At 70.1% G+C, this 12,468-nt stretch carries 10 protein-coding genes and 3 pseudogenes; 8 read left to right on the forward strand and 5 right to left on the reverse strand.

What is annotated here, in order from left to right:
* Both ACWGIU_RS14350 and ACWGIU_RS14355 read right to left on the reverse strand, forming a co-directional pair.
* A partial coding sequence (locus ACWGIU_RS14350) for an MFS transporter (protein ID WP_453705654.1) occupies positions 1–359 on the reverse strand: 359 nt, incomplete at its 3' end.
* Complete coding sequence (locus tag ACWGIU_RS14355; protein ID WP_453705655.1) at positions 356–955, reverse strand: TetR/AcrR family transcriptional regulator; 600 nt, start codon at positions 953–955, stop codon at positions 356–358. The genes ACWGIU_RS14350 and ACWGIU_RS14355, both read right to left, overlap by 4 nt.
* Before the next feature lie 363 nt (positions 956–1,318).
* Between ACWGIU_RS14355 and ACWGIU_RS14360 the strand changes: the two genes are divergently transcribed.
* The 5 genes and pseudogenes from ACWGIU_RS14360 to ACWGIU_RS14380 all read left to right on the forward strand — a co-directional run bounded on the left by ACWGIU_RS14360 (position 1,319) and on the right by ACWGIU_RS14380 (position 5,715).
* On the forward strand, positions 1,319–1,561 hold the full coding sequence (locus ACWGIU_RS14360; RefSeq protein WP_453705657.1) for a DUF6158 family protein: 243 nt from the start codon (positions 1,319–1,321) through the stop codon (positions 1,559–1,561).
* 462 nt (positions 1,562–2,023) lie between these two features.
* Positions 2,024–2,164 carry a hypothetical protein gene (locus tag ACWGIU_RS14365; RefSeq protein WP_453705659.1) on the forward strand — a complete coding sequence of 47 codons (141 nt, stop codon included), beginning with the start codon at positions 2,024–2,026 and terminating at the stop codon, positions 2,162–2,164.
* A gap of 74 nt (positions 2,165–2,238) precedes the next feature.
* Positions 2,239–2,370, forward strand: a pseudogene (locus ACWGIU_RS14370) (transposase); the annotation flags it as partial.
* A gap of 1,291 nt (positions 2,371–3,661) precedes the next feature.
* Positions 3,662–4,243, forward strand: a complete 582-nt coding sequence (locus ACWGIU_RS14375; RefSeq protein ID WP_453705661.1) for a carbonic anhydrase — start codon at positions 3,662–3,664, stop codon at positions 4,241–4,243.
* Between the two features lie 17 nt (positions 4,244–4,260).
* Positions 4,261–5,715, forward strand: coding sequence for a SulP family inorganic anion transporter (locus ACWGIU_RS14380; RefSeq protein ID WP_453705663.1), 1,455 nt, complete (start codon positions 4,261–4,263; stop codon positions 5,713–5,715).
* Between the two features lie 332 nt (positions 5,716–6,047).
* On the opposite strand, the pseudogene ACWGIU_RS14385 reads toward ACWGIU_RS14380, so the two are convergent.
* Positions 6,048–6,586: pseudogene (locus tag ACWGIU_RS14385) on the reverse strand (telomere-associated protein Tap); the annotation flags it as partial.
* Positions 6,587–6,981: 395 nt separating this feature from the next.
* Here ACWGIU_RS14385 and ACWGIU_RS14390 point away from each other — a divergent pair.
* Positions 6,982–7,794, forward strand: a complete 813-nt coding sequence (locus ACWGIU_RS14390; protein ID WP_453705664.1) for a hypothetical protein — start codon at positions 6,982–6,984, stop codon at positions 7,792–7,794.
* A gap of 151 nt (positions 7,795–7,945) precedes the next feature.
* Positions 7,946–8,458 carry a hypothetical protein gene (locus tag ACWGIU_RS14395; RefSeq protein ID WP_453705670.1) on the forward strand — a complete coding sequence of 171 codons (513 nt, stop codon included), beginning with the start codon at positions 7,946–7,948 and terminating at the stop codon, positions 8,456–8,458.
* A 277-nt stretch (positions 8,459–8,735) separates the two neighbouring features.
* On the opposite strand, the gene ACWGIU_RS14400 is transcribed toward ACWGIU_RS14395, so the two are convergent.
* Positions 8,736–9,665, reverse strand: a complete 930-nt coding sequence (locus ACWGIU_RS14400; RefSeq protein WP_453705666.1) for a hypothetical protein — start codon at positions 9,663–9,665, stop codon at positions 8,736–8,738.
* Between the two features lie 14 nt (positions 9,666–9,679).
* Complete coding sequence (locus ACWGIU_RS14405; protein WP_453705668.1) at positions 9,680–10,537, reverse strand: papain-like cysteine protease family protein; 858 nt, start codon at positions 10,535–10,537, stop codon at positions 9,680–9,682.
* Between the two features lie 1,332 nt (positions 10,538–11,869).
* Between ACWGIU_RS14405 and ACWGIU_RS14410 the strand changes: the two are divergent.
* Positions 11,870–12,468, forward strand: a pseudogene (locus tag ACWGIU_RS14410) (caspase family protein); the annotation flags it as partial.

Genomic DNA, 12,468 nt, shown 5'->3' on the forward strand with positions numbered 1-12,468 from the left:
AGCCGCAGCAGCGCCAGCGTCGCGGGCTGCAGCAGCGCGCCGAACACGCCCTGCGCGGCGCGCAGCGCGATGACCCAGCCCACGCCGGGCGCGAACACGATGCCGGCCGAGGCCGCGGCGAAGCCGAGGACGCCCACGAAGAGCAGCCGGGGGTGCCCGTACCGGTCGCCGAGGCGCCCGGCCACCACCAGGAACGCGGCCACGGCCAGCAGATAGGCGGTGCTGGTCCACTGGACCTGCGCCACACTCGCCCCCAGATCGCGCCGCAGGCTCGGCTGGGCCACCGTCAGCACGGTGCCGTCCAGCGCGACGAGCATGGCTCCCGCCACACTGACGAGCAGTGAGATGCGCTGCCTCATACGGGCTCCGGACCGAGGTGCGCGTCGACGGCGGCACCGACGAGCCGTTCGACGCCGTCGGCCGGCGCGCCGCCGAGGACCAGCGGCAGGCTGCCCCAGCGCCACAACTGCGCCACGCCGTGCAGGTTGGCCCACAACGCGGCCGCGGTGACGGAGGGTTCGGTCGCCCCGGACCGGCGGACGAGCGTGACGAGGAGATCGAACATCGGGAGTGTCGACTCCCGCAGCCGCGGCCCTTCGGAGGGCCCCTGGCCCGTACTGTCCAGCAGGTCGTGCCGGAACATCAGCGCGAACATCCCCGCGTGCTCCAGTGCGTAGCCGACGTACGCGCACCCGATCGTCCGCACCCGCTCCCGCGGGGACAGCTCCGCTACGCCGGCCGCCTCCGCGATGCGCACCGCGAGGTCCCCGAAACCGCGCCGGGCGATCGCCGACAGCAGGGACTGGTGGGTGGGGAAGTACCGGCGCGGCGCCCCGTGCGAGACACCCGCCCGGCGGGCGATCTGCCGAAGCCCGAGAGCGCCGGCGCCCTCGCTCATGACGAGTTCCACCCCTACGTCGATCAGCCGCTCCCGGAGCGGTCTCTCCTGGTCCATGGACACTGTCTACCAGGGGGAGTAGACAGTGTCTATCAGCTGTGGCGTGCGGCGGACGCCAGAGCGGCGGTGTCGACGACGTGCCGGGCCACGGACGGGACGATCTTTCTCCGGGGCCCGCCCTCGCCGAGCGCGTGGCCGTGGCCGCCTCCTCGAAGGGGATCACCGCGTCGACCTCGGCCCGCGGCCGGCCGCTGTCCACCCGGGCCCCATCCGCGTCCCCTCCCACGCCTACCGCCGCACCTTCCGCGGGCCGCGTCCGGCCCCGGAGGCCCTCTCCAGTGGTGCGGGGCATGATGGAGTGGCCGGGGAAAGGTAGGGCGACCTGTGAACCCGCGGCCCGGTGGAGGAGGTGCATGTGCCATGACGGAGCACGACGGCGGTCCGTCGGCGCAGGATCTGGAGGAGGGCCGGCTGCTCAAGGAGCTGGAGGCCATCCACCGCACGCGCCACGAGACCCTGTTGCACGGGTCCGACGACGCCCTGGTCACCCATACGAAGCGGATGAACGAGCTGGAGCACGAGTACGTACGCCGCCACCCGCAGCGAGCCCAGACGGCGGGCCGCACCCGCTCAGGGGCTCGCGCCCGCGGCGCCGGCGACTGAAGGCTGTCCCGTCCATCGTCGCGAGGAGTTACTGGAGCGAAATCATCAACCAGCTCGCCATGCAGTCGGGTGACGCTGGTGCATCCCTCAGCGAATCGCCGCTCCAAGCAGGGCTTGTAGGGTCCAGTCGCTCGGCCGGGGCCGGTTCTCGCGGATGGTGTCCTGCCGGCGTGCGGCGGTCGCGTACCGGAGCACGGTGTTGAGGCCCCAGTCCAGGTGCCGGGCGGTCGCCCGGCGTGAGTGGCCTTTGGCAAGCAGCTCGTGGACCAGTGCGTGTGCGGCCTTCACGGCTCTGCCCGCCGACCGACGGGATCCGCGTCGCCCCGTTGCCGACCGGAGCCCACGGTCGCCTCCGTCAGCATGTTGCTGGGCGGCGTATTGCGCAGACAGTCGCGGTACGCGGCGACGTAGGTCTCCACGGCTTACGCCAAGTGCAGCGGGCGATCCGCGGACAACTGGCGTGTGACGGTCACTTTCGAGTACCTGACCAGTCCCGGCGTCTACCAGAACTACACGCTTCCGTGGAAGAAGATGGGGACAGACCATGAAGGCGCCAGCGCCAACGCGCGTGTTGTGAGCGCCTACGGCTGGAAGTTCAAGTAATCGCCATAGGGCGAGCTCGGTGGACGTCACGGCCTTGGGCGTGTCTCTTTGAGGGGTTGGCCAGTTGATCGGATTTGTCTGTTCGATTGGTGATCACTGATGCGATATGGGACCGGATCGAGCCGCTGATGCCGGCCGATCCGGTCCGTGGACGACGGTGGGCCGACCACCGTCGCACCCTGGAAGCCATCGCCTGGCCGCTCCGCCCGGTGCGCGCGCCGGACCTCTTGCCGCAGTGGGGGTGAGGCGGCCCGGCGCTACTGCCGCCAGAGCGCTCTGGCCACCGGGCCTCGCCCGCGCACGCCCTATCGGCGCGGACTGGCCCGACCATAGCCGCGGCCGGCCGGCGTCCCGCAGCACCAGCACAGCGTTCGGTATCCTGTGTGAACGCGGGGGCCGGCGTTGACGCCCGGTGCTGACACCGCCACTCTCACGATAATCCGCCCCGCGGAATCCCTCTCCCGCGTCAGCATCTGGCACCGCGTTCCCCTGATTGGCGGTGCTATGGGTGCAGCGACGCGTGCCGGTTCGCCAGCCCGGTCGGATGCACAACCGCTTCTCCTGGTGCCAGGAGCAGGGCGACGCCGTGGGGGTCGTTGCTGGACGCACCCCAAGACGGGATCCGTTGTACGGACCGGCGTCTTGGCAGTCTGGCCGGCGGCAGCCGTAGCCGCCGATCTACTAGGTGAGGTGGGGAGGGAGTCCTCGGCCCTCAGCTACCCAGCCCCGGGTGGGAAACACGCGGCGGTGGTCACCAGCACGGTGACCGCGCTTGATGCCCGCACGGCCCAGCCCTCGGTGGGGGGGGCGAGGCCCTTCCACCCATGCCCGAGTCCTCGGCGTCGCGGCCGGGACGCCGAAGCGGCGCGCACCGGCGGGGTGCTCAGGGCGGTGGTCACCTGGAGGGCTGCTGCCGGGGTCGGGCCTACGCAGACATCGCCGGAGGCGAGGAGCCCTGGCGTACGTTCCCGTTCCGCTCGTGCCGTGCGGCGAGCGGGGACAGGGCAGGTTCGAGCCAACGAACCTCGCACTTTCGGGCTCTCTTCCGTCCGACGCGTTGCGTTAACCGCGCAAGCAACTTTGCCGCGTTACCGTGTTTCTTGACCAACCGTTGACCGGTTCTTGGTGAGTGCAACAGGTGTCTTTTTCAGCTGGAGGGGTCGATGTTGCGAGGTGGGAAAGCCGGGACTGCGGTCGCGGTCCTCGCCGCCGCCCTGCTCGCCGCCTGTTCCCGGCTGGTGCGGCGGTGTTCGCACACGCGCACGGATCCCGACGTGCCACGGCCTGAGTCCAGCCTGGAATCCGGTCATCGGGGTAGGCGCCGCGCGTCCTCACCGGTCACGGCGACCACTGCCTCGACGGGCCGTCAGGCCCCTGCGCAGAACCGCCACGTCCCGGCGGCGCTCCAGGTCTTCCGCTGTTGACAGCGAAGCAGCGCCTGCCTCTGTCCTGCCCGTCCGACGCGCTGCCATGGCGCGCCAGGAGGAATGACCACGCATGCAGCCCCTCATCGACAACGCCCGCACATTCGGACAGCGCCCTGAGGAGTTCGCCAAGCTCGCCGAAGGCCAGTCCCCCGAGGTCCTGTTCATCACCTGTTCCGGCTCCCGGGTCGTACCGGCCCTGATCACCGGCGCCGCCCCCGGTCAGCTCTTCGAGCTGCGCACCGCGGGCAACATCGTCCCGCCGTACGCCTCCGAGCGGCCCACCTCCGAGGCCGCCACCATCGAGTACGCCGTGGAAGTGCTCGGCGTCCAGGACATCGTCGTCTGCGGCCACTCGCACTGCGGGGCCGTCGGCGCGCTGGTCCGCGGCGACGACCTCGACCCGGTCCCGGCCGTGCGGGACTGGCTCGCGTACGCCGCGAGCCGGCCGGTGTCGGCCGACCCGGACGACCCGGCGGTCGCCGCGTCCGTGCAGCACCACGTGCTCGCCCAACTGCTGCGTCTTCGTTCCTACCCCTGCGTGGAGAAGGGGCTGGCCGAGGGGCTTCTGCGGGTACGCGGCTGGTACTACGAGGTTCACACCGGGGCCGTACTCGAACACCGCACGGGCACCGACACCTTCGAGTCTCTGTGAGCGGCACCGTGAACGCTGTGATCAGGTCTCCCCATCTCAGGCGTGACTTCGCCGCCTCCCTCGTCGTCTTCCTTGTCGCGCTGCCGCTGTGCGTCGGCGTTGCCGTCGCCTCCGGCGTCCCGGCGGAACTCGGCCTGGTCACCGGCATCGTGGGCGGCATCGTCGCGGGACTGATGCCCGGCAGCAGCCTGCAGGTGTCCGGGCCGGCCGCCGGTCTGACCGTGCTCGTCTTCGAGGCCGTCCGCCAGTTCGGGCTGACCGCGCTCGGTGTGATCGTGTTGGCCGCCGGGCTCCTCCAGCTCCTCATGGGCGCGCTCCGGCTGGGCCGCTGGTTCCGGGCCATCTCGGTGTCGGTGGTCGAGGGCATGCTGGCCGGCATCGGGCTCGTGATCATCGCGGGCCAGCTGTACGCGGCGGCGGGCCTGAAGGCGCCGGCGTCCGGCATCGACAAGATCGCGGGGCTGCCGCAGGCGCTCGTCCGCGCGGTCGGCAGCACCGAGGCCCTGGCCTCGCTCGGAGTGGGCGCGGCCACCATCGCGGTGATGGTGCTGTGGAAGCGCATGCCGAAACGGGCTCGGACGGTGCCGGGCGCGCTCGCGGCGGTGCTGCTCGCCACACTGGCCTCGCTGGCGTTCGGGCTGCCGGTCGCCACGGTGGAGGTGCAGGGGCTGCTCGGCGCGATCCAGCCGCCGGGGGCCGACGCCTTCGCTCAGCTGGCCCAGCCTGCCGTCCTTGGCACCGTCCTGGCGTTCGCGTTGATCGCCTCCGCTGAAAGCCTTTTCAGCGCAGCGGCTGTGGACCGGCTGCACGACGGGCCGCGCACCGAGTACGACAAGGAACTCATCGCGCAGGGCGCCGGCAACACCGTGTGTGGGCTCCTCGGCGCGCTGCCGATGACCGCCGTGATCGTGCGCAGCTCGGCCAACGTCCAGGCGGGCGCGAAGACGAAGGCCTCCCGGGTGCTGCACGGCGTGTGGCTGCTGCTGTTCGCGGCGCTCCTGCCGTCCGTCCTGGAGCTGATCCCGCTGCCCGCACTCGCCGGCATCCTCGTGCACGCGGGTTGGAAGCTGATCCCGTTCCGGCAGGTCGTGCAGCTGTGGACGGCGTACCGCGGTGAGGCGCTGATTTTGGTGGTCACGGCCGTGGCGATCGTCGCCGTCAACATGTTCGAGGGCGTGCTGATCGGTCTGGCCCTGTCGGTCGCCAAGACCGCCTGGCAGGCCTCGCACGTCAAGCTGGAGGTGATCGACAAGGGTGCCGGCCCGGTCCAAGCGTACCTGTCGGGCAATGCGACGTTCCTGAGGCTGCCGAAGATCCTCGACAGTCTGGAGGCCCTGCCGCAGGACCGCCCCGTGGAGCTGGACCTCTCGGGGCTGCACCACGTCGACCACGCCTGCCGCACGGCCCTGGAGAACTGGGCCGAGCGGCACAGCGCGGCAGACACGGAACCGGTGCGGGTCACCGCGCCGTAGGCGCACCCTGTGTGGGTGCGGCGCCGCACCGCCCGCCGTCACCCGCCGCGCTCCTGCCGTGGTCGGGGAGGCCTGCAGCAGCATCGCCCGGCTGCCGTCGCGCTGGTCGACCGCAGGCAAGCGGGCTGGACTCACCGCGCAGTCCCTCCAGGTGCTCACCCCCATGCTGCGCGCCGCAGGGGAGACGGCCGGACACGGCCGGGTACCGCGAGCGCCCCGGCGCGACGTGGGCCGACGTGCGCGCCATGGCGGCCGCCATGCCGGACCCCGGAAGCCGACGAGGCTCGCTCGACCCTCACGATCACCATGCCGGTGGCACCGGGGCCCCGTCATTCCGGGAGTCCGAGCTTCACGGCGGCGGAGGCGGTGAGCACGATCAGCGGGTCGGAGTCCTTGCCGTTGTGGTGGAGGCGCGGAGCACCGAGGGCGGACTCCTTCAACGTCCACTCCACCAGTTCGACCACGGTGGTGGCGGGGCAGTCCAGCACGATCCCGTCCACGCCGTACGCGGAGCCGTCGCCATCCAGGACCGCGAGCGGGCCGTGCGGTAACCGGGGATCGGCGGGCGAAGCAGTGGGGCTTTCGTGGCCTTCTTCGCTGCCGGGCGCCGCGACGTCGACGTCGGACGACCCACGGACTCGGCAATGGCCGGACTGCTGGGTGCGGCTGACGGGAAGGCCTGTGCGGGCCTGCCGGACAGTGCTGCGGCACGGGCACGCTCGGCCTGGCGGAGTAACTGGGCGGCCCAGCCGTCCAGCAGCCGCTGATACGCCTGACGGCGCGGCGGCCTCGGCTCGGAACGACCCGCTTCCCCGTTCTTCACCGACTGGGTCGTGGTCTGCAGGACCTGGGCGAGACGGGCCTGCGTGATGGGGCAGCATCTCGGGCTCACCGGGACAGGCCCCGCAGATACAACTGGCCCTTCTCCGGCCGGTCCCGCCGCACCAGCGGCGCGAACACCTCGGAAGCGAACTCCTCCAACCGGACCAGCACCGCCGCAAGCTCCCCAGGCCTCATACAGCCGGCGAACTACCGAACACCCGAGGTGACAAGACCGGATTCGCGTCCCCATCCGAGCGAGATGCGTTCCTCCCCCCAACGCATAGCTGCTCCGCCCGTAGCTGCGGTCGGGCCTCCGAAAGAGTCGGCCTCCGATGGTCCGGAGGGGCCGTACCGGTCCTCGCTGGAGCCCTGCCGGCCGGCAGAGTGATGAGGCTGTGACCTGGGGCTGTTCAGTTGACCCGCGCTGATCACTAGAGTTCGTGGGTGCCGAACAACAACGAGATACCCACGGGCCCGAGCGGCTCGGGTGACGATGAGTGGAATGACTTGGTCCGGCGGTTCGAAGCTGAAGAACCCAGTCTGCGGTCCGCGCCGCGGCCCCGGCGGGTGTGGCCGCTGAACCTGGCACTGGCACTGGTGGCTGTGGGTGCCGCCTTCGTCGTGTTGAAGTACACCGGAGTGTCACCCGGCGACGGCAACGCCGCGCCGGCTCCGGCCGTGTCCACACCCACCACGGCGTCCTCAGCCGCGTCGTCGCGGGGCACAGTGGCCGCGGCCGGCGACACGCGGCCGATGATGCCGCTCGCCGAACTGTTCCCGGCGGAGGTCAAGGGTGGATCCGGCGCTGTCTTCACCAGGCTGGGCTCGACCGTGATGGAGTCGTGCACGGAGCCGGACGGGGTCGGACCCCGGCTGGCCGCCATGATCGAGGACAGTGCGGGCTGTGTCGGAGAGCAGATCGCCCTCTACAAGGATGACCGGAACAATCAGTTCAACATGGCCGTCTTCACGATGAAGGACCCGCAGGACACTGTGGCGTTGGTAACCGAGCTGGCGATGGCCTTCGACGATTACCAGGTCGCCGTGCAGGGTCCGCCTCCCGGATCCGGTCTGCCGACCCTGTCGGCGGACAGCGGGCTGGTGCAGGCTTTCACGGGCCACGGCCGGGTCATGGTGGTCGCCATGGGTCAGTGGTCCGATGGCCGCACCGCCGACTTCCAGCAGCTCGTGGATCGCATGAAACCGCTCCAGGACGCGGTCTCCCAGAGGGTCGGTGGCCACGAGGGTGACAGCTGAGGGCTCGGCAGGCGCCTGGCTGGGCCGAAAATCGCTGGTCGGGACGGGAAGCTCACTCTGTCGGGGGAGGGCGTACCTGGCTCAGGTAGGACCCGAGCAGGGTGCGCGCCCTCCTGGCGGGCGACGTGCGACTGGCATGTCCACGGCCAGCATGTACGTCATGACGACAGCGACCTCCCCGCTCCCCGCTCCTGCCCCCGCGCCCGTCTGGGCCCGCCGCGCCGCCCACGCCATCGCCCTGTGCGCCGTCCCGTCCGGCCTGTGGCGCGTCGCCATGGCATCCGGTGTCTACGTCGGCTACAGCGACCAGGTCCTCCGCGAGGTCTTCGACATCCCGGGGTGGGGCGTCGCGTATGTGGTGGGCCTCTCGGTCATCGGTGAGCTGGCCGCCCTGTTCCCGCTGCTGCTCGTGAGCGACCGGTGGCGGCCGCTGCGCCCCCGGACCCTCGCCGCGCTGGCCTGGACCGCCTCCGCTCTCTTGGTCGTGGTGGCACTGTGGCAAGTCGTGGTCGCCTTCACCGTCGCGAGCCAGACGTACATGTCAAGCGGTACGGCACAGACCGTCTGGGGCTTCGTCTTCGCCCCGCTGTTCGCCATACCGGCCCTGATGACTGCGGTGACCTGGTCGTACGCGAAGCGGCACCGGAGTACGGGTCAGGCATGACCCCGACCACATGCTCCAGGGGAGGTCGCAGTAGCTCCCCATCCGTTGTGAATTGGCGTGCGGCGGGGGCTGTGATCACGGCGTCGGAGCCGTCATGGATAGCGCCGTACTCCGGGCTGAGCCAGTGCCGAAGCCCCTTCGCCCCTGCCGACATCGGCCCCGCACAGCCTGGGGCGTCCCTCGTGTCAGGGGCCGGGTCGCCCTCCCGAGCTGCTGAGCCCGCCGATGAAAATCGTCGGGCTCAGCACGGGGCAGGGGCCCGGCCTCACGTTTCCGATCAGTGGGTGGTCGCAGCTCTCCTGCGGCGCGCGTACAGCACCGCGCCGCCGATTGTCGCTACAGCTGCGAGCCCGGTGGCGGCCATCGACTGCCAGGGCTCATCGGTGGCAGGCTGCACGGATGCGGCGGGCTGCTCCGGCTGGTCCTCCACGAGGCCGCCGTATCCGCCAGCCAGGCCCTTGCGGTCGTACTCCGAACCGGGCATCTTGTCGCCGTAGCGGGCGGTGACCAGCTTCTGGTAGGCGGCGAGGGTGATGCCGCGCTTTCCGTGGAGGCCGGTGGTCGCCTCCTCGTTGAGGGGCTCGACCATGCCTTCGGCAGTGAGCCGGTACCAGGCGTGGATCTGCGGCTCGGTGAAGGTACGGGCCTGAGGAGTGCCGCGCTCGGCGAAGCCGACCTCGGCGTCCCCGTCCCGGATCCCGGCCAGTTGCCAGCCCTCGGCACCGACGTTCTGCACGCCGCTCCCCGGTGTGGCGGGGTTCCCCTTGGGCGCGAGCAATACGGCGGCGTGCTTCCCGTCGGCGGCGATCACCCGGGAGGCCAGGTAGGAGAGCCGGAGCGCCGTCTGCGGGGTCGCCTGGGCCTTGCCGGTCACGAAGTCGGGGCTGATCTCGAACATCGGAACCGGGTCCTTGAGATCGAACCCGGGGGGCGCGGCGACGGCGGCCGGTGCGTTCCCGGGGGCGCCGAGGGTGCCACCGTCCGCGGCGGGGGCACTGCGGGGCTGTCGGGCCGAGACCAGGAAGCGGGAGACGGTGTCGTGGAGTTGGTTGCTCCGGATGGTTTGCCGGGCGGACTCGTAACCCGCGATGCCCTCGCCCTCCGCAGCCTGTGCGGGAACGATTCCGCACAGGGCGACGGCGAGTGCGGCCGTGGCGAGGACGGCGGCGCGGGGTGTCGCCTGCCTGGCGTGTCGCATGATCTGCATGATCGGTCTGCTCCTCAGCCCTGGATGCCGATGCGGGAGTGGGTCCACTGGAACGAGTTGTTGTTCGCGTAAGTCGAGTGGTTCCACCAGGTGTAGGTCTGGGTGGTCTGCCACGGGTCGCCGACCGCGATCATGTTGGTGGCGCTGTCGTAGCCGTAGATGACGTTCATGTGACCGCCGCCGGTGCGCCAGCCGAACCTGACGGCGAACGGACGGCCCGCGTCGATCTCGGTGACGGACTCACCGAACGAGGCGTTGCGGTACAGGCTGTGGCCACTGTTCCTCAGTCCCAGCCTGGCCAGGCCGTTGGCCATGTCCTCCAGCGTGGCGGGCTGGTTGTTGCAGTTCACCCACGTTCCCTGGGCAGCGAGTTGGCAGAACTGCTCCTGGCTGACGGAGCGGCCCCAGTGTTTGGCGATGGTCACGCCGGAGGCGTCCCAGCACCACTGGGTCCTGACCTGCTTCTGCATGTCGATCTTCAGTGTCTTCGCAGTCGTGGGGATGGGTCGGGGGTTTGGCGTCGAACCGCAGACCGGCAGGGGGGTGGTGTTCTCCTTGATGAAGGCATCAGCGATGTAGTACGAGCCGGTGTAGATCCACCTCGGGTTGTTCTCCACCGTGTCGCCCGTCGTCCGGCAGGACATCCGGACCTTGGCGCCTACCCTCGAGGAGCCCTTCACCTGGGCCGAAAGAGACGGCTTGGCGCGGTGGTTGACGGTCTGATAGTTTCCCTGACCGCCGATTACCGTGCCGCTGACCACATCGGCCTGGGCGAGGGCGTTGAAGCCGAACAGCAGGCCGCCGGAGAGTGCGGCCGTGATCGCGGCTATCAGCGCTTTCTTACGGCGGGACGCGCGGCGTTTGTGCATCATGCTCCTTGATCTGAGAACGCGGAACTCGCCTGCCTGGGCGATGCTCCACAGAATGACGAGTGGTCAGCTCGCTTATGGAAGCCGAACCGTTTGGCACCAACGGAACGGCGCAGGATGATCACGGCGGCCCAGGACGGCTTCGGCGTGCGCGCTGCTGCACGGCGAATGCGGCGCGACTGCCACAGTCTGGGAGATCGGTGCACGGCAACGAGGTCGACCACACTCGTCCGAGCAAAGGCCCCGGCTGACGACTCGGCCGCCACGGCCACGGCCGACGGCCGCAACCTTGGCCTCCAATGACTCAGGCCCGACGCCGGGTCGGCGCTGGCACAGCCGTGGTGAGCCGCGGTGGACAAGACACCACCGGCGATGGACCGGTGGTGGCACCGTGGCGCTGGGCACGCTCAGCGGTCGGGGAGCCGGTCGGTACGCCACCCTCCGCCGCTGACCACCCGCCCCTACGGCTACAGCCCGGCGGCACCGCCTGACCGAGTGTCACATTCGCGCGTTTCGATGGCCCTGCACTGCCGGCGAAGCTGGGTTTCAGGGGTTCCGCGGCCACGCACAACCACACCTCTTTCCTTGAGTGGTTTGGGTGCCGGGAATCCTGCCAGAGAGATCAAGGGTTCTGAACGCCATCACTCTACGCGCAAAGATGTCGCGAATTCAATTACCTTGAAGCGAGCATGTGATGGACCATCAATTCGCCCCTGCGGCAAGCTAGTTGCAGCTGCTCAAGTCATTGGTCCAGGCCATTCGCACCCACTCGACGGCGCACGACTTTACGCAAACTTGGCACATCGCATCCCTTTATTGGACACGATGTCAAGAAATTGGAATAGCCCAGCGTGCGCGACATGTAACTCTGCATGACTTCAGAAAGGAGAATCGCCCCCGGCTTTCCCAGTGAATGCGCCCACGCCGAGGAAGGGGCGCTCCCGTCCGCCCGGCGACGAGACGGGCCGGCTGACACCCCGAACCATCACCCACCACAACGACCTCTTCCGCACCCTGGACGGACACGGCCCGAACGCCGCCCAGTTCGACCTGCTCGCATACTTCGAGGCCGAAGTCTGCGTCGCCATCCCCTCGGCGTCGGCGGAAGGCCGGCCGCGTCGCTTCTCGAACCCGGACGCCAGAACGCCCCCCACCAGACAGCCCGGGTGGCGAGGTTCCAGACCCGCACCGTGCTGTCGGCGCTGCCGGTGACGGCGATGGGGTGGCCGTATGGATGTCAGTTGCTGTCTGTAGCATCCGTGGCCAGGTTGGTGACCCGTCCACCCGCAGCGGGGAGGGACGGGGTCGTGAACGGGCTGCGAGGAGCGTGTGGCGATGGCGAACGCCGAAAGGGCCGTCGGGCCGACGCTGGATTCCGACGACGAGGCGGCGCTGTTGCGGCCGTTGGCGTTCGCCGAAGGAGCGGGTCTGCCACTTGCCCTGTGGGTGGTCCTGGCACGTGCCCTGTCGGGTCACCCGTGGACGGCTCAGGAAGTGAGCGTCTTCCGGGACCGGGCGGGCGAACTCCTGGTCGAGACTCAGACACCCGAGGGTGTGGCCTACCGGTTGCGTGCCCGGGGAGCTCGGTCGGGCGAGCGGCAGACGCAACGGGCGGTCACGAGCGCGTTGCTGGCCGAGGTGCCCCTTGACGGGGGCAGCGGGCGCCGAGACTGGCCGGCTGCCGCACCGTACATCGTCGACCACCTCGCCGCCCACGCCGCCGCGGCCGGTGCTTTGGACGAGCTGCTCGAGGACGCCGAGTACCTGGTGCACGCGGCCCCGCAGGGGCTGCTCCGCGCGCTCAACATCCCAGGCTCGTCCCAGGGGACGGTGCGGCGGAGTATTTATCGGGCATCCGTCCACGTCCATGCCGGCGCGAGCCTGCCCGAAAGGCGGGACATCCTCGCCGTCGACGCCGCGCGCCACGGTGAGAC

This window comes from Streptomyces sp. NPDC054840 (genome assembly GCF_053611065.1).